The sequence below is a fragment of the Vibrio sp. B1FLJ16 genome (assembly GCF_905175385.1).
Taxonomy (GTDB): domain Bacteria; phylum Pseudomonadota; class Gammaproteobacteria; order Enterobacterales; family Vibrionaceae; genus Vibrio.
Genome location: NZ_HG992749.1, coordinates 1,926,248 through 1,951,742, shown reverse-complemented (window position 1 = coordinate 1,951,742; position 25,495 = coordinate 1,926,248). Strand labels below are relative to the sequence as shown.

Annotated in this window: 22 protein-coding genes, 1 tRNA gene and 1 pseudogene; 22 read left to right on the top strand and 2 right to left on the bottom strand. The window is 43.8% G+C overall.

All coding sequences use genetic code 11. The features are described from left to right. The first annotated feature begins 292 nt into the window (after window positions 1-292). The 16 genes from cydA (at window position 293) to KHN79_RS08800 (ending at window position 13,557) form a co-directional block, all read left to right on the top strand. Complete coding sequence (gene cydA / locus KHN79_RS08875; RefSeq protein WP_182008445.1) at window positions 293-1,879, top strand: cytochrome ubiquinol oxidase subunit I; 1,587 nt, start codon at window positions 293-295, stop codon at window positions 1,877-1,879. 17 nt (window positions 1,880-1,896) lie between these two features. Then, window positions 1,897-3,033, top strand: a complete 1,137-nt coding sequence (gene cydB / locus KHN79_RS08870; RefSeq protein ID WP_182008444.1) for a cytochrome d ubiquinol oxidase subunit II — start codon at window positions 1,897-1,899, stop codon at window positions 3,031-3,033. A 12-nt stretch (window positions 3,034-3,045) separates the two neighbouring features. Beyond that, window positions 3,046-3,153 (top strand): cytochrome bd-I oxidase subunit CydX, encoded by a 108-nt coding sequence (gene cydX, locus KHN79_RS08865; RefSeq protein ID WP_006075291.1) that lies wholly within the window; start codon window positions 3,046-3,048, stop codon window positions 3,151-3,153. Then, complete coding sequence (gene ybgE / locus KHN79_RS08860) at window positions 3,146-3,448, top strand: cyd operon protein YbgE (protein WP_182008883.1); 303 nt, start codon at window positions 3,146-3,148, stop codon at window positions 3,446-3,448. The genes cydX and ybgE overlap by 8 nt, the downstream gene beginning before the upstream one ends. Before the next feature lie 172 nt (window positions 3,449-3,620). Continuing rightward, window positions 3,621-4,040 (top strand): tol-pal system-associated acyl-CoA thioesterase, encoded by a 420-nt coding sequence (gene ybgC, locus KHN79_RS08855; protein WP_182008443.1) that lies wholly within the window; start codon window positions 3,621-3,623, stop codon window positions 4,038-4,040. Next, window positions 4,030-4,728 carry a protein TolQ gene (tolQ, locus tag KHN79_RS08850; RefSeq protein ID WP_182008442.1) on the top strand — a complete coding sequence of 233 codons (699 nt, stop codon included), beginning with the start codon at window positions 4,030-4,032 and terminating at the stop codon, window positions 4,726-4,728. Before ybgC ends, tolQ begins: the two co-directional genes overlap by 11 nt. Before the next feature lie 3 nt (window positions 4,729-4,731). Beyond that, a complete protein-coding gene (locus tag KHN79_RS08845) occupies window positions 4,732-5,175 on the top strand; it encodes an ExbD/TolR family protein (RefSeq protein WP_182008441.1) in 444 nt (147 codons plus the stop codon). A gap of 13 nt (window positions 5,176-5,188) precedes the next feature. Beyond that, window positions 5,189-6,259 carry a cell envelope integrity protein TolA gene (gene tolA / locus KHN79_RS08840; protein WP_182008440.1) on the top strand — a complete coding sequence of 357 codons (1,071 nt, stop codon included), beginning with the start codon at window positions 5,189-5,191 and terminating at the stop codon, window positions 6,257-6,259. A gap of 10 nt (window positions 6,260-6,269) precedes the next feature. Then, window positions 6,270-7,622 carry a Tol-Pal system beta propeller repeat protein TolB gene (gene tolB / locus KHN79_RS08835; RefSeq protein ID WP_182008439.1) on the top strand — a complete coding sequence of 451 codons (1,353 nt, stop codon included), beginning with the start codon at window positions 6,270-6,272 and terminating at the stop codon, window positions 7,620-7,622. A 50-nt stretch (window positions 7,623-7,672) separates the two neighbouring features. After that, the gene (pal, locus tag KHN79_RS08830; protein WP_182008438.1) at window positions 7,673-8,200 is read left to right on the top strand and encodes a peptidoglycan-associated lipoprotein Pal; all 528 of its coding nucleotides are present in this window, start codon (window positions 7,673-7,675) and stop codon (window positions 8,198-8,200) included. Window positions 8,201-8,218: 18 nt separating this feature from the next. After that, window positions 8,219-8,977, top strand: coding sequence for a tol-pal system protein YbgF (gene ybgF, locus KHN79_RS08825; RefSeq protein ID WP_182008882.1), 759 nt, complete (start codon window positions 8,219-8,221; stop codon window positions 8,975-8,977). A 189-nt stretch (window positions 8,978-9,166) separates the two neighbouring features. After that, window positions 9,167-10,228, top strand: coding sequence for a quinolinate synthase NadA (gene nadA / locus KHN79_RS08820; protein WP_182008437.1), 1,062 nt, complete (start codon window positions 9,167-9,169; stop codon window positions 10,226-10,228). 116 nt (window positions 10,229-10,344) lie between these two features. Continuing rightward, window positions 10,345-11,388: a potassium channel family protein gene (locus KHN79_RS08815; RefSeq protein ID WP_182008436.1), complete on the top strand. Its 1,044-nt coding sequence runs from the start codon at window positions 10,345-10,347 to the stop codon at window positions 11,386-11,388. Next, window positions 11,388-11,804: a DUF350 domain-containing protein gene (locus KHN79_RS08810; RefSeq protein ID WP_182008435.1), complete on the top strand. Its 417-nt coding sequence runs from the start codon at window positions 11,388-11,390 to the stop codon at window positions 11,802-11,804. The genes KHN79_RS08815 and KHN79_RS08810 overlap by 1 nt, the downstream gene beginning before the upstream one ends. An 8-nt stretch (window positions 11,805-11,812) precedes the next feature. Continuing rightward, window positions 11,813-12,382: a DUF1190 domain-containing protein gene (locus KHN79_RS08805; RefSeq protein ID WP_182008434.1), complete on the top strand. Its 570-nt coding sequence runs from the start codon at window positions 11,813-11,815 to the stop codon at window positions 12,380-12,382. A gap of 8 nt (window positions 12,383-12,390) precedes the next feature. After that, window positions 12,391-13,557, top strand: a complete 1,167-nt coding sequence (locus tag KHN79_RS08800) for a glutathionylspermidine synthase family protein (RefSeq protein ID WP_182008433.1) — start codon at window positions 12,391-12,393, stop codon at window positions 13,555-13,557. A 69-nt stretch (window positions 13,558-13,626) separates the two neighbouring features. Here KHN79_RS08800 and KHN79_RS08795 read toward each other — a convergent pair whose 3' ends face one another. Beyond that, on the bottom strand, window positions 13,627-14,238 hold the full coding sequence (locus KHN79_RS08795) for a YecA family protein (protein ID WP_182008432.1): 612 nt from the start codon (window positions 14,236-14,238) through the stop codon (window positions 13,627-13,629). A 415-nt stretch (window positions 14,239-14,653) separates the two neighbouring features. Here KHN79_RS08795 and KHN79_RS08790 point away from each other — a divergent pair, with 415 nt between their 5' ends. Together KHN79_RS08790 and KHN79_RS08785 are read left to right on the top strand one after the other, a co-directional pair. Next, window positions 14,654-15,103 carry an L-alanine exporter AlaE gene (locus KHN79_RS08790; RefSeq protein ID WP_176291262.1) on the top strand — a complete coding sequence of 150 codons (450 nt, stop codon included), beginning with the start codon at window positions 14,654-14,656 and terminating at the stop codon, window positions 15,101-15,103. A 144-nt stretch (window positions 15,104-15,247) separates the two neighbouring features. Next, window positions 15,248-15,335 (top strand) — tRNA-Ser (locus tag KHN79_RS08785). A 358-nt stretch (window positions 15,336-15,693) separates the two neighbouring features. Here the strand turns inward: KHN79_RS08785 and KHN79_RS08780 are convergent. Next, window positions 15,694-16,611, bottom strand: a complete 918-nt coding sequence (locus KHN79_RS08780; protein ID WP_182008431.1) for an IS5 family transposase — start codon at window positions 16,609-16,611, stop codon at window positions 15,694-15,696. 478 nt (window positions 16,612-17,089) lie between these two features. On the opposite strand from KHN79_RS08780, the gene dptF reads away from it, so the two are divergent. The 4 genes and pseudogenes from dptF (at window position 17,090) to KHN79_RS08760 (ending at window position 25,485) form a co-directional block, all read left to right on the top strand. Beyond that, window positions 17,090-18,685, top strand: coding sequence for a DNA phosphorothioation-dependent restriction protein DptF (gene dptF / locus KHN79_RS08775; RefSeq protein WP_182008881.1), 1,596 nt, complete (start codon window positions 17,090-17,092; stop codon window positions 18,683-18,685). A gap of 1 nt (window position 18,686) precedes the next feature. After that, window positions 18,687-20,026, top strand: a pseudogene (dptG, locus tag KHN79_RS21745) (DNA phosphorothioation-dependent restriction protein DptG). After that, window positions 20,007-25,157, top strand: coding sequence for a DNA phosphorothioation-dependent restriction protein DptH (gene dptH / locus KHN79_RS08765; RefSeq protein WP_182008429.1), 5,151 nt, complete (start codon window positions 20,007-20,009; stop codon window positions 25,155-25,157). The pseudogene dptG and the gene dptH overlap by 20 nt, the downstream one beginning before the upstream one ends. Further along, window positions 25,150-25,485 carry a hypothetical protein gene (locus KHN79_RS08760; protein WP_182008428.1) on the top strand — a complete coding sequence of 112 codons (336 nt, stop codon included), beginning with the start codon at window positions 25,150-25,152 and terminating at the stop codon, window positions 25,483-25,485. The genes dptH and KHN79_RS08760 overlap by 8 nt, the downstream gene beginning before the upstream one ends. Window positions 25,486-25,495 lie beyond the last annotated feature (10 nt).

The window sequence follows — 25,495 nt, the reverse complement described above, 5'->3', positions numbered from 1 at the left end:
CGCCTAATGCGGTTTGATCTAAATCAAACTGATGGATTTTTGTTCAAATTCGGCGCATAAACATTGATGTGCATCAAAGCGTTATTCAGCTATAAATCTTTTGAAACAATCTGCTTTTACAAGTAATATTAGCTCCAGCTATATTAGCTGATGCTTAACAATTAACTAACTAACGAAGTACATTTTCGCAACAAAAAGTTGTGACAATTCAACATATTTCAAGTGTGAATAACACTTGATTACGGATTGTAATATGTAGAGAGTGTCATTCAGCCGACACATAGGAGTTACCATGATTGACGTAGTTGATCTATCGCGGTTGCAGTTTGCACTGACTGCGATGTATCACTTCCTATTCGTACCATTGACCCTTGGTATGGCTTTTTTATTGGCCATTATGGAGTCGTTGTACGTAATGACGAACAAGCAAATCTATAAGGACATGACCAAGTTCTGGGGTAAGCTGTTTGGTATTAACTTTGCACTTGGTGTGGCCACCGGCCTTACCATGGAATTCCAGTTTGGTACTAACTGGTCGTATTACTCTCACTATGTAGGCGATATCTTCGGCGCGCCACTAGCGATTGAAGCACTTGTCGCTTTCTTCCTGGAGTCTACCTTTGTTGGTCTGTTCTTCTTCGGGTGGGATCGACTATCTAAACGTCAACACTTAGCGGTAACCTGGTTGGTTGCTCTGGGTTCTAACTTCTCAGCGCTTTGGATTCTTATTGCAAACGGCTGGATGCAAAACCCAGTAGGCGCAGAGTTCAACTTCGAAACCATGCGAATGGAAATGGTGAGTTTTGCTGAGGTTGTGTTTAACCCGGTAGCTCAGGTTAAGTTCGTTCACACGGTCGCTTCTGGCTACACCTGTGGCGCAATGTTTGTTCTAGGCATCAGCTCATACTATCTACTGAAAGGTCGTGATGTTGCGTTTGCTCGCCGTTCGTTTGCTATTGCTGCTTCTTTCGGTATGGCTGCAATATTGTCGACTATCGTACTGGGTGATGAATCTGGTTACGAGCTTGGTGAAGTTCAGAAAGTGAAACTGGCTGCTGTAGAAGCAGAGTGGCACACTGAGCCAGCACCAGCGGCATTCACTCTATTCGGTATTCCTAACCAGGAAGAGATGCATACTGACTACGCGATCAAGATCCCTTACGTAATGGGTATCATCGCAACTCGTTCTATTGATGAAGAAGTTACGGGTCTGCGCGATCTGCGTGACGAACACGTTGAACGAATCCGTACCGGTATGTATGCCTATGAGCTGCTAGAGAAGCTGCGTGCGGGTGATAAGTCTGATGCCAACATGGCAGAATTTGATGAAGTTAAGGGTGACCTTGGCTACGGCTTACTACTGAAACGCTACACAGAAAACGTTGTTGATGCGACGGAAGAGCAAATTCAGGCAGCTGCTGATGACTCTATCCCAACTGTATGGCCTCTATTCTGGTCATTCCGTATCATGGTTGCTTGTGGTTTCATTATGCTGTTTGTTTTCGGTATGGCGTTTATCCAGACCTGCCGTCAGAAAATTACGCAGAAACAATGGCTGCTTAAAGCTGCACTGTTTAGTATTCCACTACCATGGATTGCTATCGAAGCCGGTTGGTTTGTTGCGGAATATGGTCGTCAGCCTTGGGCGGTTGGTGAAATTCTACCGGTACACGTTGCGGCTTCAGCACTGACAGCTGGTCAAATTTGGACGTCACTATTCGCGATTCTGGCGCTTTACACGGTATTCCTGATTGCAGAAGTTTACCTGATGGTGAAATTTGCTCGCAAAGGACCAAGCAGCCTGAAAACAGGTCGCTACCACTTCGAGCAAAATGCTGACTCTGTTGAAGACAAAGTTAGTCGCCAAGTAGAAGCGTAAGGGAAGGAGACAACAAGATGTTTGATTATGAAATCTTGCGATTCATCTGGTGGGTACTGATCGGTGTTCTGCTAGTTGGTTTTGCGGTAACAGATGGTTTCGATATGGGTGTAGGCGCGCTTGTACCTTTTATCGGTAAAAACGACACACAACGTCGTGTAATGATTAACTCAATTGCTCCTCACTGGGATGGTAACCAAGTTTGGCTTATCACCGCTGGTGGTGCATTGTTCGCGGCGTGGCCGTTGGTTTACGCAACATCGTTCTCTGGTTTCTATCTGGCAATGATCCTGACACTTGCGGCGCTGTGGTTGCGTCCACTGGGTCTGGATTACCGCTCAAAGATCGAAGATCCAAAGTGGCGTAACGCCTGGGATATCTGTATCTCAATCAGTGGCTTTGTTCCACCAATTATCTTTGGTGTTGCGTTTGGTAACCTTCTACAAGGCGTGCCATTCCAGTTAAGTGATTTCTTAATGCCTACTTACCATGGTTCATTCTTTGGTCTACTAAACCCATTTGCTCTGCTATGTGGTCTGGTAAGCCTGTTTATGATCCTTATGCAGGGTTCAAGCTGGCTACAGATGAAAACGACTGGCGATGTACACACTCGTGCACGAAATGTTGCTCAGCTAACCGGTTTGTTAACAGTGGTGACTTTTGTCGTGGCAGGGTTTTGGGTACAGAATATCGAAGGCTATGTCATTGTTGGTGGTATCGATACCAATGCGGCTTCTAATCCTCTGAATAAAGAGGTTATTCGTGAAGCTGGCGCGTGGATGAAGAACTTCGAAAGCTACCCGCTACTATGGGCAGCGCCAGTTCTGGGTGTTGCGATGCCACTTCTTGCTGTTTTGGCATCTCGCCTGGAAAAATGTGCAATTTCATTCATCACATCAAGTCTGGGTGTTGCGGGTATTATCTTTACAGCTGGTTTTGCGATGTTCCCATTCATCATGCCATCAGACCTAATGCCTAATCACAGCTTGACGATGTGGGATGCGACTTCTTCTGAACTGACTCTGAACCTAATGACAGGCGTAGCCTTTGTTATGGTTCCAATCATCCTTGGTTACACGTCTTGGACTTACTACAAGATGTTTGGTCGCCTGGATGACAAGTACATTGAAGACAACAAAAACTCACTTTACTAAGGAGCTGTTACTATGTGGTATTTCGCATGGATTCTAGGTGTGCTACTTGCTTGCGCATTCGGTATCATCAATGCTCTTTGGTTAGAGCACTCAGAAATGATGGATGAAGACAGTGAGTGATCTCGCTGAGAAGATAGCCAAGTTACATGAACCAATGGATAAGACTCTGCTAAGAGTCTTATCTCTCATCCTCGGCTTTATGCACGTAGGATTGGTGATGTGGGATCCCGAAGCGTATCATCAGGCGATTGGTGGTTTTAACGCAGTGATTGCACCAGCACTCATTTGGGCGGTCTGCTCAAGTATGGTGTTTGGCGTTGGATTCAAGCCGAGAAACTGGTACTGGCAAGTATTGTTCAGTCCATACTTCTCGCTAGCTATCTTGCTTTACTTAACGGCGCTTTATTTCCTGTAGCTTGAAACAAGTTGAAATAAAGTCGTTGTTCAAATCATCTTATTGAAGCCAAGCATATTGCTTGGCTTTGATTTTTGTAGAAAAAATCAAAAATATTCTTTCCACTCGGTGTCAATTACTTTTGCTTCAGTTATAGTGACTACTTTAAAGAATTGAACTTATTGGTACTCTCTTGCAAGGCACATCTAACTCGTTCTGCTGGCCGATAACTGTGTACTATGAAGACACAGACGCGGGTGGCGTTGTATATCATTCAAATTATCTCAAATTCTTTGAGCGTGCCCGAACTGAGATGTTGCGCGCGAAGGGTATCTCTCAACAAGTATTGCTGGAACAAAATATTGGTTTCGTTGTCCGACACATGGATATCGATTTCAAACAAGGGGCAAAACTGGACGATCATTTAACCGTCGTCACCCGAGTGTCAGAAATAAAACGTGCGTCTTTACAATTCTGTCAGGAGTTGGTCAATGATCAAGGTGGCGTATTGTGCAAGGCCTTTGTTAAGGTAGCATGTATCGATAATAAGAAAATGAAACCTATAGCTATTCCAGCGTTTATTAATTCGGAGCTAACAAATAGTGACTGCTGATATATCCATTTTAGACCTCTTTCTTGAAGCAAGTCTGCTAGTAAAACTTGTGATGTTGACACTGCTTGGCATGTCAATAGCCTCTTGGGCAATGATCATCAAGCGCAGTAAAGTGCTTTCTCATGCATCAAAAGATGCGGAATCATTTGAAGATAAGTTTTGGTCAGGTACGGATCTTTCTCAGCTTTATCAAAAAGTGAAAAGCCGTAAAGAAGACATCATCGGTACAGAAGAAATCTTCTATGCCGGTTTTACTGAATTTGCTCGTCTGCGTAAGAGTAACGCCAACTCTCCTGCATACATTATGGAAGGTACTGGTCGTGCAATGCGCGTTGCAGTAGCGCGCGAAGTAGACGAGTTGGAAACCAGTTTGCCATTCCTGGCAACAGTCGGTTCTATCAGCCCATACATCGGCCTGTTTGGTACCGTTTGGGGTATTATGCATGCGTTTGTTGCGCTGGGCGAAGTGAAACAAGCAACGTTATCAATGGTTGCTCCAGGTATCGCGGAAGCGTTGATCGCGACTGCAATGGGTCTGTTTGCTGCGATTCCGGCAGTAATGGCTTACAACCGCCTAAGCAACAAAGTAAGTAAGCTTGAACATACTTACGCGACTTTCTCTGAAGAATTCCACAGTATTCTTCACCGCCAGGCAATGGCTGGCCGAGATAGCGCAGATAAGGAATAAAGCATGGCGGGTTACCAACCTAAAAAGCGAAAAATGACGGCAGAAATTAACGTTGTTCCATATATCGACGTGATGTTAGTGCTGCTGATCATTTTCATGGCTACCGCTCCATTTGTGACTCAAGGTGTGGACGTAGATTTACCACAAACGTCGAATGCAACACCTGCTCAGGAACTAGCCGGCGATACTGACAGCAGTTTTATCATTATCGAAATTGATCGCGATGGTAACTTGGGGCTAAGTGTCAACGACGAAGACGTTCAACGTGGCCTATCGCTGCAAGACGTAATTGTCCGCGTTAAAGCAGAACGTTCACTTAAACCTGATTCGCCTGTTGCGGTAGGTGGTGATGCGGCGACACCTTATGCCGAGGTAGTCCTTCTACTTGATGAATTGAGTCGTGCTGGTATCCCTAAAGTAGGGCTCCTGACCGATATTAGGGAATAGACGTCTACCATTCATGAAAGAAAAAAAGAACAGAACGAAATCGTACACTAAACCGATAATGATCTCGGTGGGTTTGCATGCCCTCTTGGTCGTTGCATTACTTTGGGGTACGGATTTTACCATGTCAAAACCTGAGCCAACCGGACAGATGGTTCAGGCTGTTGTTATCGACCCTAAACTTGTAAAACAGCAGGCAAACGAGATTCGTCAGCAACGCGAAAAAGCGGCTAAAAAAGAACAGGATCGTCTTGATAAACTGAGACGCGAAGCCGAACAGTTAGAACAAAACCGTAAAGCTCAGGAAGAGCAGATTCGTCAGCTTAAAGAGCAGCAAGCCAAAGATGCTAAAGCGGCTCGTGAAGCAGAAGCTGAACGTAAGAAGAAAGAGCAGGAACGCAAAGCGGAAGAAGAGCGTGTTCGCAAGGAAAAAGAGCGGGCTGCCAAGCTGGAACAAGAGCGTAAAGTTAAAGAAGAGGCCGTACGTAAAGCTGAGCAGGAGCGTATAGCTAAAGAGGCTGCGGTTGCGAAAGCGGAACAAGAGCGCGTAGCACGTGAGAAAGCAGCGAAAGAAGCTGAAGAGCGAGCGAAACGAGAGCGAGAGGCTGCGCAGAAAGCAGAGCAAGAGCGTATAGCGAAAGAAAAGGCCGCGAAAGACGCTGCAGAACGCGAACGTAAAGCTCGAGAAGCTGCAGAAAAAGCAGAGCGTGAACGCAAAGAGCAAGAAGCTGCGCTTGATGATATTTTTGCGGGCCTTGAAAGTGAAGCTAGTGCAAATCAGCAGGCACAGGGGAAATTTGTGGCTGATGAAGTCTCCCGTTACAGCGCAATCTATACTCAGCTTATTCAAAGCCGATTGCTAAAGGATGACTACCTATTGGGAAAGGAGTGTAGAGTTAACATTAAGCTGATTCCTACGGGGACTGACATGATTGTTGCGTCAGTTAACGTGCTTTCTGGTGACTCTAAAGTATGTGCGGCTGCAAAGAGCGCAATCGCACAAGTGTCAAGCTTCCCAATGTCAACCGATTCAACAGTTAACAATAGGCTTAAGGATATTAACCTTACGGTCGCACTACAACAATAAGGGATAAGCCGTGATTAAACGTCTTTTACTAGGATTGTTTTTACTGCTAAGCAGTATGACGAATGTAGCAAATGCTGCATTGGAGCTGGTCATTACCGACGGTATTGATTCAGCAAGACCTATAGCGGTAGTTCCGTTTAAGTGGGAGGGTACAACGCCTCTTCCTACGGACATTTCCGCTGTGATTACCTCTGACTTACAGCGTAGCGGTAAGTTCAGCCCGGTACCAACCAACAAGATGCCTCAAACTCCATTTAATGAATCAGAAGTGAATTTTGATTCATGGACTAGTCTTGGTGTTGATGCGTTGCTGACTGGATCAATTACCCAAAACGGACAGGGTGATTACGTTGTGAATTACCAGCTTGTGGATGTTGTGCGTGGTCAGTTGACCAGTGGTCAGGGTAAGGCACTAAGCAGCGACGGTGAGTTGGTGCTTTCTAAGGACCATGTGTTATTCAATAAAGTCGCAACGGTAAAAGAATCTCGTATGCGTGAGTACGCACATCGCATTTCTGACTTGGTTTACGAGCAATTAACCGGTGAGCGTGGTGCTTTCATGACGCGTATCGCTTATGTCGTTGTTAACGACCAAGAGCGCTTCCCTTACCAGTTGCGTGTCGCTGATTATGATGGTTTTAATGAGCGTTTAGTTCTTCGCTCAAAACAGCCGTTAATGTCACCTTCATGGTCTCCTGACGGACAGAAGCTTGCTTACGTAAGTTTTCAGAATGGGCAGTCAGAAATTTACGTCATGAACATCTATACGGGTGAGCGTGAAAAAATTACGTCGTATCCTCGACATAATGGTGCGCCAAAATTCTCACCAGATGGCAATAAGTTAGCTTTGGTACTGTCTAAGTCGGGCTCGCTACATGTCTACACTTTTGACCTTAAGTCTCGCAAGCTCACAGAAATTACGCGCGGCAGATCAAATAATACAGAACCGTTCTGGCACCCAGACGGGAAATCACTGATATTCACGTCGGATAGGGGTGGAAAACCTCAGATTTATCAAGTAGATTTGGGCAGCGGCAATACTAATCGACTGACTTGGCAAGGTAGTCAGAATCTAAGTGGTCAAATCACGCCTGATGGTCGATTCCTGGTGATGGTGAATCGCAGTGATTCAGGTTTCAACTTGGCGAAACAAGATTTAGAAACGGGCGCTCTTCAAATACTGACAAAGACATTGCTTGATGAGTCTCCGAGTATCGCTCCAAATGGTGGTATGGTTGTATATAGCTCGATTTATAATAAGAAAAATGTACTGTCTATGGTCTCCATTGATGGTCGCTTTAAAGCGAGATTACCAGCAACAAACGGGCGTGTCAGAGCGCCGGCATGGTCACCGTTTTTATAATAATTAGCGTTTTTTAAATACTAAGATTGATTTAATAAAGGAAAAATAAGATGCAACTTAACAAGGTTCTTAAAGGGCTATTAATCGCGCTTCCAGTAATGGCAATGACGGCTTGTAGTTCAAGCGACGACGCAGCTTCAAGCACTGGCGCTGCGACTACTAACCAAAACGGTGCGGTTGAAACTACAGTGGCAACACCTATTGATCAAAACGGTCAGCTATCAGAGCAAGATCTAAAAGAGCAAGCTCTACGTGAAACTCAGACAATCTACTTTGCATTTGATAACTCAACAATTGCAGGTGATTACGAAGAAATGCTAGCGGCTCACGCTTCTTACCTAAGCAAAAATCCAGCACTAGGCGTTACTATCGAAGGTCACGCAGATGAGCGTGGTACTCCTGAGTACAACATCGCTCTGGGCGAGCGTCGTGCACAAGCGGTTGCTAACTACCTACAAGCTCTGGGTGTTCAGGCAAGCCAAATCTCAATCGTTAGCTACGGTGAAGAGAAGCCACTTCTTCTGGGTCAATCAGATGATGTTTACGCTAAAAACCGTCGTGCGGTTTTAGTATACTAATTCGAGGAAATCCTCATGTTGTTCAGTAACACTAAGCGCGCTGTTGCGCTTACGTTACTGGCAAGTGCAGCGAGCATTGCGTTCGCTGCACCAGCTCCAGTATCCGATCTCAACAGCACATCTTCAGTATCTGGCGTTCGCTCATCCGAAACGGATGTACAGCGATTAGAGCGCTTGCTACAAACTCGCAGTCGTCTACAGTTGCAGATGCAAGAACAAATTGACCAAATGTCACGTGAGATCAGTGATTTAAGAGGTCAGTTGGAAAGAAATAACTACGAAATGCAGCAAATGTTACAACGTCAACGAGAGTTGTTCGTTGAGCTTGACCGCATGCGTGGAGAGATGAAGTCTACGCCAGCAACTCAGGAGACCGCCCAGCCTGCAGAAACTGGTGGGCAGTACACTCCCAATGCTGACGAGCAAACGGCCTATCAGAATGCCGTCGATCTTATTCTCAAAAAGCGTGATTACGCTGGCGCAATTGCTGCCTTCCAGCAGTTCCAGAAGGACTACCCTGATTCTACTTACTCAGCGAACTCACACTATTGGTTAGGCCAATTGTATTACGCTAAGAAGCAAGATAAGGAAGCCGCTCAGAGCTTCGCTGCTGTGGTGTCTTATAAAGACTCTAACAAGCGTGCAGACGCCCTGGTTAAGTTAGGCGATATCGCTGAACGCAACAATAATGCAGAGCAGGCGAAGAAGTTCTATCAACAAGTGGTTGATGAATACCCGGACAGTGCTTCAGCGAAAATCGCTGGCTCTAAGCTGTAATAAACGTTGTTGGTTGTATTAAAAAGGAGCGTAATGCTCCTTTTTTATTGTTTGAGTGCATGCAGTAGAACTGTCAATTAGAACAAAGATATACGGCTAGACCTCTATTATTCCTCGTTACGGGTTGGTTTTTAAAAATTAACAAGGTTACAATACGCGGATTAAAGGAAGTTGCGTAGAGCAAGAGCAATGAGCCATATACTAGATAAAATCGACACTGTTTACCCATTCCCTCCAAAACCAGTTCCGTTAAGCGAAGAAGAGAAAGCTTCTTATATTGAGCGTATTAAAAAGCTGCTTAAAGAAAAGGATGCCGTACTTATCGCACACTACTACACGGATCCAGAAATTCAGGCTTTGGCCGAAGAGACTGGCGGTTTTGTCGGTGACTCGTTAGAAATGGCGAAATTTGGTAATCGTCACCCAGCAAGTACACTGATCATCGGTGGCGTGCGCTTTATGGGTGAGTCAGCTAAGATCCTGACACCAGAAAAACGTATTCTGATGCCAACATTGGAAGCAGAATGTTCACTTGATCTCGGGTGTCCTGCAGATAAATTTAGTGAGTTCTGTGATGCTCATCCTGACCATACAGTAGTGGTTTACGCGAATACTTCTGCAGCGGTAAAAGCGCGTGCTGACTGGGTCGTAACTTCAAGTATTGCACTTGAAATCGTGGAACACCTTGACGCTGAAGATAAGCCGATTATCTGGGGACCAGATCGCCACCTTGGTTCATACATTGCGAACAAAACCGGTGCAGACATGCTGTTATGGCAAGGTGAGTGTGTCGTTCATGATGAGTTCTCTGCTGACGCGCTGCGTAAGATGAAGAGCGTTTATCCTGATGCAGCGATACTTGTTCACCCAGAATCACCGGCAAGTGTGGTTGAACTGGCAGACGCTGTTGGTTCGACGAGTCAGCTTATTAAAGCCGCCAAAGAGCTTCCTCACAAGCAAATGATTGTTGCGACAGACAAGGGCATCTTCTTCAAGATGCAGCAACTTGTTCCTGAAAAAGAGCTTATCGAGGCTCCGACAGCGGGCGCTGGCGCGACATGCCGCAGTTGTGCACACTGTCCGTGGATGGCAATGAACGGCCTGAAAGCAATAGAAAAAGCACTTAGTGAAGGTGGTGAAGAGCACGAAATCTTTGTTGATGAAGCGCTGCGTGTTAAATCTCTTATCCCGCTCAACCGCATGTTAGATTTTGCGGAACAGTTAAATATGCAGGTGAAAGGTAACGCGTAAGATTCCGCGTTACCTTAAGACAAATATCAAAAACCAGCCAGTTAAGGCTGGTTTTTTTGTATCATATAATCAATAGTTTACTTTGATTTTGGTTGTTTTATTAGGGACAGAAACTTATGGCAGTGTGGCTGGTTGTTAAAAGGTGGTTGAGTTCTAACCTTTTTAAGTTAAGCACCCGCAATCTACTTATCATTAGCCTTGTTTATATCAGCCTATCGTGGGCTATGTTGGTTTTAGCCGGAGAAGAGGAACTCACGGGTAACTTTTCCAGCTTCATTTACTATCTGATGGTTACGGCGAGTACGGTTGGCTATGGTGACCACTCACCGGTTACAGATTTGGGTAAATGGATTGTAGTGTTGTTCGTTATTCCCGGAGGCCTAAGTCTGTTCGCTGCGCTATTGGGACGTGTTGCGGGGACAGCAGTAGATTATTGGCGCGCGGGTATTATCGGTAAGCGGAGAGTAAGAGTGGAAAATCATATCGTTTTGTTAGGGTGGAACGGGGCAAGAACAATGCATCTGATCCGTATGTTACAGCATGAAGAAGCGGGTAAGCGCCCGATCGTTTTGTGCAGTCGTTCAGATATTGAAAACCCGTTACCGGGCGAGATTAACTTTATCAGCGTAACCAGTTATACCGATTCTCAGGAGATGAAAAATGCCAACATCACAGAGGCCAGCTGTATCATTGTTGATAATCTTTCTGATGATATCACTCTCTCTGCGGCGCTTTATTGTGCTTCAGTCAATCCTGATGCACACTTACTCGCCTATTTTAAAGACGAGGCGTTAGGGCGTTTACTGAGTCAACACTGCCCGAAAGCTGAATGTATTCCCGCTGTTGGTGCCGAGATGCTGGCAAAAGCCGCTGTTGACCCTGGCTCAAGTGCTCTTCATCAAGAGTTACTCGCCTCAACTCGTGGGATGACTCAATATTCCGTCGTTTATCCTGAAGAGCAACCGACGACTAAGATAGAGAATATCTTTAGCTTTATTAAAAAACATCATCATGCAACGCTAATCGCCTTGGATGTTGGCAGTGGTATTGAACTTAACCCTGATTTAAGTACCGAAGTGCCGCCGAACACTAAACTGTTCTACATTTCAGATGAGCGAATAGAAAAATTTGCATGGAATGAAATGAATAAGGACAAATAATGGACATTATCGCCGACCTGTTGGCAGGTTTTCCCTATTTCTTACTCTATTTCTCTGTGTCGATCGTGTTCGTTCTGGCATTCAAATTCGTCTATATCAAGCTAACACCTTACGACGAATGGCACTTGATCAAAGAAGAGCAAAATACGGCGGCAGCCGTTGCTTTAAGTGGGGCATTAGTTGGTTATTGCCTGGCAATAGCGGGCGCGGCAAGCAACTCTGTCAGTATTATTGATTTCATGTTGTGGGGAATAGTTGCACTGTTAGCGCAGCTAATCGCATTTGGAATTGTTCGATTTATATTAATACCCCAAGTCTCTGAACGGATTGAAAACAACGAATTGCCTGCTGGTATCGTACTGGCGGCAGTCTCGGTGTCGGTCGGTATGCTCAACGCCGCTTGTATGACTTACTAGGAGGAATAATGAAACGCAGCTCTGACGTTAAACGTTCTTCTATGGATAAAAGCTTTAAAGTGAGTCGACTGATTCCGTTTGCTGCCTTTGGGGGGATGTTTTTTCTTGCTACTCAGCAGTCGCAGACTGAAGGGACAATTTACCTTGATGCAGACGAGTGTAAGTCTTCTGAGCCCGAATTTAGCGAACAATGCGATATCGCTTATAAGGACGCGATGGAAAGGGCAGAGCAGAACGCGCCCCGTTATACCACCGAGTACGAATGTGAGACTGATTTCGCTCAAGACAACTGTTATCACAGTAACCGCTACAACTCTTATGTCCCTTTCCTCGGAGGGTTCTTTTTCAGCCGCGCCATTAGCGATATGAAAGGGTATAACAAGAGTTACTACTCGGAGCCCATGTACCGTTATCGATCAAAGTACTATAACGGGGACGGGCAGTTTTATGGTTCTTATCGGAATCAACCGACTAAAGTCGCTACGAGCAGATTAAACCAACGAGCAGGTGGTACGGTTGGGCGTGCTATGTCTCGTGGTGGATTTGGTAAAGCCGTTTCAGTTAGTCACGGTGGATAACCAGCCCTATGTTTCGTCGCGAAATCCAAGAGCGAGATAATTGGCGCGAGTTAGCTCGCCAGTATGGTTTTGGATTCCATTCCATGTACGACCAACCGTATTGGGACGAGACTGCTTATTACCAATTCACGCTTGAACAAATTGAACGAGATCTTGAAGCGCCGACAGAAGAGCTTCATCAGATGTGTCTCGAGATTGTGGATGAGGTGGTACGCAGCGAGCGATTACTTACTCAATGTGCAATCCCAGAATCAATGTGGTCACAAGTTGCTTCTTCATGGCAACGTAAAGAGCCATCGCTTTATTCTCGGATGGATTTTGCTTATAACGGCTCTTCTCCCGCTAAGTTATTAGAAAATAACGCTGATACGCCAACGTCACTGTTCGAAACCGCTTTCTGGCAATGGGTGTGGCTGGAAGATGTCGTTAATAAAGGGCGTATTCACCAAAGCGCGGATCAGTTCAATATACTGCAAGATTTCCTTATTGAGCGGTTTACTGAAATCGCAAAGTTCCAACCCGGGCAAACGCTGCATTTTAGCTGTTGTAAATATACGGAAGAAGATAAAGGCACAGTGCAATATCTTGAGGACTGCGCTCGAGAGGCAGGATTGTCGACCGCTTTCGTATACGTTGAAGATATTGGTGTAACAGAAGACGGAGCGTTTGTTGATACCGATGACCGGGCAATACGCTGGATGTTTAAGCTTTACCCGTGGGAGTTTATGTTTGAGGAGGAGTATAGTGCTTACCTCAAAGACGCTCGTGTTAACTGGCTGGAACCGATGTGGAAATCCATTCTTTCTAACAAAGCTTTACTTCCGCTACTTTGGCAACGCTTTCCTAACCACCCTAATTTATTACCCGCGTATTTTGCAGATGATCCTGAGGCGGGAAGCTTACAAGACTATGTAGTCAAGCCACTCTTTTCCCGTGAGGGGGCGAATATCGAAATCGTTAAAAAAGGTCAGCGTATAGTGAAAACACCTGGACCTTATGGATCTGGGAAAAATATTGTTCAGCAGTATCATCCTTTACCCAAGTTTGGGCAAAGTCATACTCTAATCGGCAGTTGGTTAGTCAATGACAAAGCGGCGGGAATTTCAATTAGAGAGGACAGCAATATAGTGACGCAGGATATGGCGCGTTACATCCCGCATATCATTTTGAGTTGATCAAAAAAGCTCTCCGAAGAGAGCTTTTTACTTTTTATTAGTGCCGTATCGCTGGCAGGTGCCTGGCGCTTACTGCTCTTCTGCTAACGTGACGCCACGCTGAGTCAGACCACAAAGCATTACCGGCATGGCGTTGAAGATCTCTTCGAATTGCTCCAGTCCTTCCATTCCTTGTTCTGCTAGTGTTTCGATGGTGGTTTCTGGATCATAGAGCATAGTAAGAGAAAGCAGAACGCCACCAAGCAGTGCGTTGTCTTCACTGTCTTCAGGCATTAGTGTTTCCCAATCATCGCGGGCTAATTGCCAACCCTGTAAAACGCCTTCACAGAAATCACGAGTCGTCGCCGTTACGATGTCTTGCTCATCCAGTGCACAACCTTCAGGCCACTCCCAAGCTCCATCTAGTAACGCCGGACGAGTTTGATTCCACATCTGAACAATTTCATCAATGTACTGTTCTAGCTGTTCTCCATCACTAAAAGGTGCGGTTTCTTCTCCGCCCCAAAGGAATGGCAGCCAGTCTTGTGGCATCAGAACATTTGGCGCTGATGCCATTGCAGTTACAAAGCCTTGAGTTTTAGCCAGATTGAGTAATTTTCCATCAAGCTCGGGAAGGGAGAGAATGTCTTGTAGTTTCAAAATAGAATACCATTTGTTAATGGGCTGGTCAGTTACGGCCATATTACCAATCAATTTGCGATAAATCGATATCAGGTAGTAATTCGAAGGCTTCTCACGTTAAGTTAACTCTGAATTCTTGTCAGTTAATAGCATAACTTTACGATTTCCTATCTAACAAGCCGCATTTTGTTCTGAAAAATGGCGTTGACCCATTTTGTAACTCTCTTAAAGCACTAGAATTTTTGTTTTTTTACTCCATTTTTTGCCTAAAAAGACCGTTTTATATTCGAAATGGTGAAATGAACTACTTTTGTGCGGAAATTTGGTCATTAATTTACTTCTTTAATTTAAAAATGGAGCCATAAGCTGTAAATTGTATGCTCTAATGGAGATATAATCTGGATGGTTAGCTATATGGCAGTTGATCATGTGTATTTTGTTGTTAATTACAGTGTTTGATTTTAGAGGTTGTTGAATGAAGTCGCGTGGACCATTTTGTATTCGTAATGCTGCAGCGGATACCTTTGCTATGGTGGTTTTTTGCTTTGTCACAGGAATGATTATTGAGATTTTGATTTCAGGTATGACGTTTGAACAGTCTCTAGCATCACGTACACTGTCCATTCCAGTTAATATTGCTATTGCATGGCCGTATGGTGTTTTTCGTGATTGGGTATTACGTCAAGGTAATAAAGTTTCACCATCATCATTTATGAAGAATGTATCTGACCTTATCGCTTACGTACTTTTTCAATCTCCTGTGTATGCAGGTATTCTGCTTGCGGTAGGTGCATCTACAGACCAGATCATTACAGCTGTTGCAAGTAATGCGGTTGTATCTTGTGGAATGGGTATCTTGTATGGCTACTTTTTAGATATGTGCCGTCGCTGGTTCCGAGTCCCTGGCTACTATCAAGGCATCTGATTGACACTGTTTTGTTCAATTTAGTTACTTAGTGAGCAAACAACAGAAAAACAGCGCTTTTTTTCATGTTTGGCCTTGACCGTTGGGCACATAATCATTAAATTAGCGCCTCGTTAGCCAACAATGCTAACCACAATTTGATTCGGTGAGTTGTCCGAGTGGCTGAAGGAGCACGCCTGGAAAGTGTGTATACGGCAACGTATCGAGAGTTCGAATCTCTCACTCACCGCCACATTCCAAAAGGTCTGATTTATCAGGCCTTTTTTTGGTTTTTACAAGGTCATGTGAGCTACCCAAGGTACAATGGAGCGCACAATGGCACAATTTTCTTCCAAACCTTCTACCATCCGTGAATGCACATACCTAGTGCGTAGTAAAACGGGTGTTTACTCCTTTCGCTGGAATGTTTCTGAAAACAATAGATACCGCCAGGTAAAGCTCAGCCTCAAAACCCGCAATTACCTTACAGCATTGAATCTAGCGTCTTCTCTAGCATTAAAGATAACTGAGTTAAGCGAGCCAACACTTAGTGACGTGGCTTTGTTGCTTAATTCTGAGATAAGACATACTTACTCCATTGTGCTTAATTCTTAAACAATATACTGAGTTTCAGGCATACCTAGCCTCGTAAGTTTGTTCAGCGCTTTGATCATGGCGTAAGGCTCGCCAACTTGAGCGTTGTAGTTCCTCAGGCTTAATTTCCCACCTAATAACTGTTTCACTCGATACATTGCTGTCTCTGATAGCGAGCGCTTATGGTAGCCATAGCGTTTTTTCCACTTCTTATTGGAGCCGTAGAGCTTCTGACAACCTACTGCTAAATTACGAGGGTGTCCTTGCTCCCAGAAAGCTGCCCCTTCTCGTGGTGGGATAAGCGGAACCGCTCGCTTGACCCGTATGGCATTATGGCAATTCCTTGTGTCATAAGCGCCATCGCCTGATATCTCGATGATTTTCCGATGTGTCTGCTTAAGCAAGTTGGGAAGCACTTCAGCACCGGTTACGTTAGATAAGCTCAGCTCTGCTGCGACTATTTCGTGGGTGCTTGTATCTACTGCGATATGCAGCTTACGCCAAACCCTACGTTTCCCGTCAGTACCATGCTTCTTAACCTTCCATTCACCTTCTCCATAAACCTTGAGGCCAGTGGCATCAATGGCGAGGTGTTGTATCGCACCTCTGGTTTTAGTTTTAAATGAAACCTCAACTTCCTTGGCTCGACGGCTTATACAGGTGTAGTGCGGACAAACTAGCGGGATAGCAATCTTAAACACTGAGTCTAGAAAACCTTGCAGTGCTCTCAATGGCATGGAGAAAACGCGTTTCACCATCAGTGCAGTGGTAATGGCTAAGTCGCTGAATCGGCGAGGTCTACCACGTTTACCTTGTTTGTTTTGCTTCCACTCGGCTATCGTTTCCTCATCAATCCAAAAGGTCAGAGAGCCACGGTTGATTAGCGCTTTGTTGTACTGTTTCCAGTTGTTTGTTTTGTTACGAGGTTTAGGCATGAGACTACGATGATTGATGGGTGTAGCCGATCAGCTCGTAGCTTCTTGATTTAGTTCCATCGATTTAAGCAACAAAGCCCTTGCGTATGATAAATCCTATTGGTCAGTAAGAGGCGTCTCTATCAATATTCACCTAATACATCTTGCTAATATTTTATGAAACTATAACGGTATGCTTTTACAACCATTTTATTTTATGGTCCTAGAATATACGTACATTTCTGCGGAGTTACAGCATATCTCTCGCACATAAATGTAATGCCTTCGTTTAAAAGAATCTCAGTTAGCTCTAATTTTCAAAAGGTTAGAGTACAACTTTAGTGCAAGAGTAAGTAATATGCCTTAGTTGCATAATTAATGGTTGTGAAATACTCATTTAGTCAATTTTTATCTGAAGCGTTGTATCTGACAATCCCTCCGTTTGATAAAACCTAACCCAGAATTTTTGTGGTTAATTAACTGTTTAAGAGAAATATCTTTGAATTTAGCACAATCCCTCAGCATTCTCTCTAAATCTTCGCCTTATGCGGTAAGTACTGAAAGAGATCAAAATCAAGATCTTCTGGCTGAATATAAAAGTCATATCTATATCAAAACTGACATTGAAGCTGATTTTAAGCGGGCACTTTTGTCTGCTAAAAAGGACGAAATCATCTTTTTGTGTGGCAGTAGTGGCGACGGTAAGTCGGAAATTTTGACTCAATACAGCCAAAAACATAAAGCAACGCATGATTTTCATCTTGATGCGACACACAGTTTCAATCCGAGTCAGACGGCTATTGACGCGCTAGATGAACGTTTTTCACAGTTTAAAGAAAATGACAAGCCACTCGTCATCGGCATCAATATTGGTATGTTGGGTAACTATGCTGAGGAAGGTGCTGACCAACATTACGACGTGAAAACGTCGATAAAGGCTTTTCTGGAAAATAAAACGAACGACATTCCACCAAATCATCTATTTCTAGATTTCGAACGCTACCCTAAGTTTACCCTTGGTCATGAAGTGAGCACTTCCGATTTTGCCGCTCAATTTCTTGCTCGCTTAACTGAGCCAACTTTAGAAAACCCATTTTATGCGCTCTATGCGAATGAAGTGGAAAAATCAGGTCATAGCACGTTGACTGCCAATTACGCTTTATTGGCTTTGGACTCTGTCCAGAAGAATATTATTGCTTTGTTGTTGAAAACTCGTTTAATTAAAGACCAATTTTTGACAGCACGTGCCTTGCTAGATTTTGTCTTTCAGATTTTAGCAATGGACGGTTATTTATTTGATAATTTGTTCTCTGGTGCTGACAACGAGCTTTTAGAGCATATCCAAAGTTTCGACCCAAGCAACATTCATACTCGCAAAATTGATGAGTTTGTTTTGCAATTTGGTCTAGGTATTGAAAATGAAGGGTTTACAAATCTTAAAAATCAAATGAAGTCTATAGGTGTCTTTGACGTATCAAATGCTGCATCGTACTTGCGTATGGTGTATTTGTTAAAAGATGAAGAGCAGTTCGCTAACGCTTACATCAACGAACTAAAAGCGGATTTTGATAACTCCTTAGTAAATAAGTATGCAAACACTTGGTTGCTTCATAGCGAGTTTGACGGCTCAGGCAAGCAGAAAAAAGAGTTAAACAAATTCTACAAGGATATCCTAATTGCGGCTATCCACCGCTACTGTAATCGTAACTCGCCAACTCTTGATAAAGACCAATTTTTCATTTCTGAATATAACGGTTTTAAAATTGCAGCTGAGCTAGAAGTTAAGTCGGATTTTACTGCAATCAAAACGCGAGGTGTCAGTAAAATTGGTTCCTTTAATACGTATATCCGTGCAGATGACAACGCACTTCTCCCAATTCCAATTAGTATCAATTTGTTTGAACTGTTAGAAAAAATCAATCAGGGCTATCGACCTAACAAACATGATAAGAATGCGGTGCTTTTGTTGGATGAAGTGATTGAGCAAATCATCACTGTAGCGAACGAGAAAAACACCTTGTTTATTCTGAAAAACGATAAGCGTTACAAGATCGTCAATGAAGATGATGAATATTTCGAAGTGAGTGGTATCTAAGATGACAATGGATAAATACATCAAACCGTTTAATCCGAACTTGCCACAAACGGCGGAAAACGTACCGAATAAGAACAGCTTAAACAGCTATTTACCAATTCGTACCAAAGGTAATGACTTTGACAGTGATGCAGTAATTGGCTTGGTATTACGTGGTTTATTTCGCAAGAAAATTGAAGGGTACAAATATGAAGATTTTGTATCTGATTGTCAGTCTGCGTTTGAAGAGAAGCTAGGTGAAGAAGGCTTTTGGGAAGTACTAAGCGAAATGTACTTTGATGACAAAGATATCTTTTCTGTTAGCCCTGAGTTATTGCTGTTTCGTGCGCAAAAAGGCGAATTTGTTGCTGGTGACTCTCGTATCGCCGCTATGTACATAAATTTACTACAGAATATGCGTGTCGAAGATTTTGATGCAAAATTAAACTTCATTGAACGCGAGATGCTTTCTACGTTGCGCGGTAAGATGAAAGCTGATTCATCGATGCAAGCGACTGAGCACCCATATCTGCCATATCTATCTAAAGCATTTCGTGATGATTTGAAGTTTTTGGCAAGTCGTCCTAAGTACCTGTTAAGTGAAATTGAGTCGTTCTTGTCTTTTTATGGTTTTGCTTACACCGCTCAATTGAGTCTATCGCTCACAGATTGGCGCTCTGGCGAGGCGCCAGTTGCTAAGCCGCTGTACTTTATCATGGATCATGAGCGTGCTAGTAATGAACGTACACACATAAAAAATCACGGTTATAAGCTATTCAATGAGTCTGCGACTCGTTTATTCCCGATGCTGACAATGTTAGAGCTTTTACAACCAGGTATGGGATATAAGAGTGCAACTAAAGTGCCATTGTGGGCGATTTCAAGGGTATTCAAGAATCCCGTTATGAACACCTAAAGAGTGATCTAGAGAACTTTGCTCGAGCATTTAAAACGCAACGTAATTTAGATACATCACTTGATGAGTCGGAATCTGCCCTTGATTGGCTTGGTCATATTATGAAGTTAGCCACGGCTCAGTTTAGTGTTGGTGAGCGATTCAACATCAACAAAAAATACGTTTCAGAAGTAGAGAAGCATCTCGCATCTCATTTTATTCAAAGTCGAGGCCGTAGTGGTCGAGTTTTGGTTCTCAACCAAGACTACATCATTTTATTAACCAACCTTGTTGTTGGAGAAAAAGACAAGCTCCGTTTCCACGAACTGATCGCTGCATTTAAACAACGTGGCATTTTCGTTGATAAACAAACCGAACAAGAACTAATTAAATTCTATGAGCGCATTGGCAACGTTGAGCGCATGAGTGATAGTGGAGACGCAGTTTATGTCCGTAAAACAATTTGAGACCTTTCTAGTTGAACAGTTTTTAGCTGACGCTGAAACTCACATCAAGGCAGGCTTCCGTTATCAGTTCAAGTCACCAGATAGCGAAAACAGTGTGCGTTTGTACAAAGCGATGAGCGCACATTCACAGAGTAGTATTAGTGCGAGCAACGGTATCGAGCTGCCATTTATTCAGTTGTCTAACTGTAAGATCGTACCTGTTATTCATAGTGAAGATCCTGCTGAGTACCAAGGCTTTACCGAAAACTATGTTTCTCACCTACGTGATGAAGTTGCAAGCCAGTCCGGCTACTTGAAGGGCTGCGCGCTGGTTGTAATTCACAATAGCTTGTTGGATACCTTGATTAACTCGGCAGAAGATCTGGCACAGCTTGGTCAGGTGTGGAGCCCAAGTAAAATCAAAGCAGCGATGAAAGGGCTGATTGAACAACAAGACAAAGGCCGTGATGTGTCTAATTGTCTTTTGGATGATCAGTTTGATGCGATCCTTGACGATGGCGCGACCATGTTCGGTTTCGAATCATTATATAAAGCTGTGGAAGATGGTGATCTGCGCTTTAATGAACTTGGTATGTTTGAAGACCCGCTCGTTGCAGAGATGAGTGGCAATCCAAAGCAAATCAAAAAACGTCTGGAAGACAACCGTGCACTTTATGAAGAACTTTCTTTTGAAGTGGAACACTTCGGCGACCAGCTTCAGGACCGTTTGAAGTCGTTTGGTGAAAAATTCATTAACGAAAACTTCTCTGAAACTGATGCGTGGAAAGATGTTGAATTTGAAGCGTTTCTGCAAGAGAAAAAACGCAATGCACAGCAGCAACTTGTCCTTGAAGAAGAGCAAGCTAGCGAAGGCATGACCATTACTGCGCGAAACCGTGCAGAAACCAAAGCAGGTATGCGTGATCGTCACCTTATCATTGAGCTAGATGAAGGTGTCAATGACTTTGAATTAAAGTTGATTTTCCAAGGTGCAAGCAATCTAGAAAAGAGCCAGTTTAAAATTCAACCAGCTAAAGCACTTGGTAATCAAGAGGTGATTTCAACGCTGAATGGCTTGAAGACGACTCGAGCAAGCTTGAAAGGTACTTACAATAACGAACCGTTGTTTTTCAACCTAGCGTTGAAGCGTGAGAATAAATCGGAGGTCTACAACTTTCGCTGTCTTGTTATTCGCAAGGGTGAGTTTTACATCGAGCCATTCAAAAACATCTTTTTGATCGAGCCTACTCCTGCTAAGCAGCGTTTAACCTTGAACATGGAAGAAAATAAGCTTCAGATTCGAGCTGAAGAGGGTACAGCTTGTTCTTTGGCGGATGCAAAGCAAGTCGTAGACGTAGCAGAGTATTCTCTGGTGGATTTCGAGGCGCTTGCGAACGAAGCAGATGAAATCGACTTTGCAGTAAAATCGGGCGACAACAAACTGAAATTTAATGTTGAAGGCGCAGTCGCGACAGACTCGCTGAGCTTGCCATTGTTACTTAACCGAGGCCGTTACCATAAGTTATTCAAAGATGAATACAACGGCGAGTTTTACTCCCAAAAAGGCAAAGTCGGCATCGATAACAGCGAATTTGTTGTACCTGGTGTTCGTTTAAAACTGCTGCGCTGGGAAGAAGCCTTCATCAATGACAAAGTCGTGTCTATTTCTGACTCTGACAAAATCAAGTTGGATGATGTTCAAGCCATTGATGACGCGATGCATTCATCCTATGTCGAACTATATGATTACCTTGAACAGCGCCGTAGTACGCCATCTCTAGCCTCTTGGGGGGATGATTTCACGACGCTTATACAAAATGTAGTAGATGCAAGTCTTGCTTATTTTGAAGCGATTCCAACGGGCAGTATGCTGACCAAAGAGCAAAAAGCGGCGCTGCAAATTGGTTTGGTTAAATCTGAAGGTGAAGAATATTACTCTCCGTTCCACCCATTAATCTTGGCTTACTACCTAAACCTGCGCAAAGTGATTCGTGAAGATGAAAGTTTCGCTAGCTTGCCAGATGTGACGTTTGAGCGTTTATCACCAAAAGGCTTACTGCCTTATGTTTATCATCCTCAGCACGAGTTTGCTTACAACCAACAAGTGAAAGAAAACGCGTTTTGGATCAAGAGTGTCCCTCAAGAGAAGAGCTCACTGACATTCGTTCGTAAACTCGTCAAAGAAAAAATCGACGAGTTCCAAACCGCATTTAGTCAATTATTCACAGGTTCAGAGAAGAGCATCATCATTAATGCAGTGAATCAAGACAGCGCTGAAGAACTGTTCATGGGGTTAGTGGATTACATCCGTAGTAATCAAGAACAAGCGGCTTCGATTCACATCAACCTTTATGATGACAAACTGACGTTTAATGCGTTTGACCGCTTTGCAGAAACAGCAAACTACGATGAACTGAAAGAGTGGTTAGAGCTGAACAAAGGCAAGGTACGTGAAGTGGCGGATACTATTATTGATATCCTTCGCACTCGTTTAACCTACAGCAAATTCACCAATACACAAGCTGAAAAAGGCGGTCAGTCTTATGCTCATCTTACTTTCTTTCGTAACAATGAGGATGTTGATTGTTCGGAAGTTGGCATTGAAAGCATGGCATCAGGAATAGCATGTGATGGTTTATTAACAGGCGATGCGTCTGAAAATCAAGCTGAATCTTACTTAACTGGCTTTGGTTTGAGAGGAACTGATTATCAGGACTTCCAGCATTTACGGATGGCAAAGCTAATTGGAGAACTGAGACTTCCTTCACTCAAGCCAAATACGCAATACGATGGTAAAAAAGCTATTGTGCTTGCTGTTAACGATTCTTTTAAAGATGATTTGGAACGTTCATACGACAGCTCCATTTGGACAACCATCATTGATCCAAAAGTGACATTAGACTTCTTCCATAGCAATGAAGATGTGGTGCTGATTCACTATTCCGATCAGTACACCAGCTCATCCAGTTATGATGCGATTACCGTAACGGCGCAGCGTGGTCTGTTTGAAAAAGTCATTAAGCAGGGTGATGGTGGTCAAATCAACGAGTTCAATGCCTTTAATGGCGATTGGCTGTTGAAGATGATGACCTGTGCGCCAACCATTAACAAAGAGCGCAAAGGTGTTATTGGTGCTTATAAGTTTGTAACCAGCTTAGTGCACAACTCAGACATTACTTGGGTTCCGCTTTCAGTAGCAGAAATGATCCGTGTTTCAGGTAACATCGGCCTGAAAATGTCCGACAGTGAATTCTCGCGTAACGTTCATGGTTACAAAAAAGGCGAGATTTCTGATGATGTATTGCTCGTAGGCTTTAAAGGGCAAGACATGTACTTGCTGCCAGTGGAAGTAAAAACGGGTTCAATTCCGGACTACAAAAAAGCAGTTAAGCAATCAAAAGAGTTGTTGCGTTACCTGAGCGAAGATCTGCTTGGGAATGACAACCTTGCCAGCAAACTTTACCGCGGCCTGTTCATGCGTCAAGTGCTAATGCAGGTAGACAAGTACCGCTTGTACAACGTGTTCGATCCAAACTACTTTGACGCACTACTAGACAACAAAGAAGAGTGGCTGAAAGGCGATTACTCGCTAGCAAAAGTTGCTGATTACCCAGATGGATTTGTTGTCAGCCATCTTGAAGGCGCAAGTTGCTTGCAACCAGAATACCAAATGTTGGAAGGCGTGCTAAAAGTCGACCTTCCGATGGGCTTGCTTCCTCGCTTAGTAGAAACGCCATTACAAGAAGTACTCGGAGACTTAGATATCGTCAAGCTTTGCCACGTGCCGACTGAGTATGTACTCAATGGAAAAACTCAGGCTGAAGTTATCGAAGCCGACAGTCACGCTGATGCTATTCGTGATAAGGTTTCTCACGATGCTGTTAGTTCTGAGACGGAGAAAAACACCGAAACTAAAGGGACTAGCGCTGAAATAGAAGAAGGGCAAGCAGATTCAGAGAGAGATGCTTCGGTGCAAGGTGCTTCAGAAGCCGTAGATTCATTCAAAGCACAATCATCGGGCACCAACTTAAATGTGCTCTTTGGTCACAATGCTTTGACGCAAGCACCGCTGAACTGGGAGCCAACCAATACCGCCAAATTTATGAATACCAATACCGGTATTATTGGCACCATGGGTACGGGTAAAACTCAGTTTACCAAGTCGGTGATCACTCAGCTTTACCGAAGCCAAGCAGACAACGTGAACAGCGCATCAATAGGTATGCTGATTTTCGACTACAAGTCAGATTATGTAGACGATAAATTCCAGCAAGCAACAGCGGGTAAAAAGTTTAACCTTCACAAACTGCCATATAACCCACTGAGCCTGTTTGGTGATACGCCAATGCTGCCAGTGCATACCGCACGCGGTTTCTCAGAGACCATGGGCAAAGCGTTCAATCTAGGTCAAAAACAGCAACTGCGCCTGCGTAAGCTGGTGGGTGAAGCTTATGAGTTGGCAGGTATTCGCAAGGCGGATCCAAGCACTTGGACAAAAGCAGCACCAACAATTGCAGATGTTTGGGCGTTGTTTATTGAAACTGATCCAGATGAAGATTCATTATATGCGGCACTTGAAAGCCTATACGAACTAGAAATTTTTGAAGACGATAACACCAAGTGTATGAGCCTTTACGATCTCGTTGATGGCATTACAGTTGTAGAGCTGGCAGGTTACCCGTCAGAGATTCAAAACCTCGTAGTAGCTTTAACACTGGATTTGTTCTACTCACAAATGCAGAAGAAAGGTAAGCCAGAAGTTCAAGGCGATTTCCGACAAATCACTAAGATGATCTTGGTGGACGAAGCCGACAACTTTATGTCTCAAAACTTCCCAAGTTTGCGCAAGATCTTAAAAGAAGGTCGTGAGTATGGTGTTGGTGTGATTCTGTCTACTCAAGATATTACGCACTTCCAAACTGGTGAGAACGACTACTCAAGTTATGTGCTTACATGGGTAATTCACCGCGTTGCGAAGATCCGCCCGCAAGAGCTTAAAGCCATGTTTGGTGTAAACGAAAAAGCAGAGCAAGAGAAGCTCATGGAAACCATCAATAAGCTAGAGAAGCACTACAGCTTATACATTGATGGCGCGAAGAAGATAGTTAAGATGCGCGATAGGGCGTTTTGGGAGTTGCCAGTTTATGAATAGCAAAAAAGTAAGCATTCGTAAAACACCTGAGGTGTTAGCGAAAATTGAGGAAGTAGAATTAGCAAAGCGAAATGCAGAAGTAGTTACGCTACGAGAATGGTATGAAACTACCGATGATCATAGCCTAGAGATAAAAATTTATATGAAAAAATATAAGCAATTGGGACGACTTGGTAAAGAATTGCACAACCGAGGAGTTCCAAGGGTTAATGAAAGGTTTGGAGACGGTATTAGGACTTTAGTTGAAGCTACCTATACAAGAGCAACTTTAGATTATGCAGCCCCACTTTGTGCGTTGGCGTGTACACAAAAAATAAATGTAGAGTAAAGGTCAGATT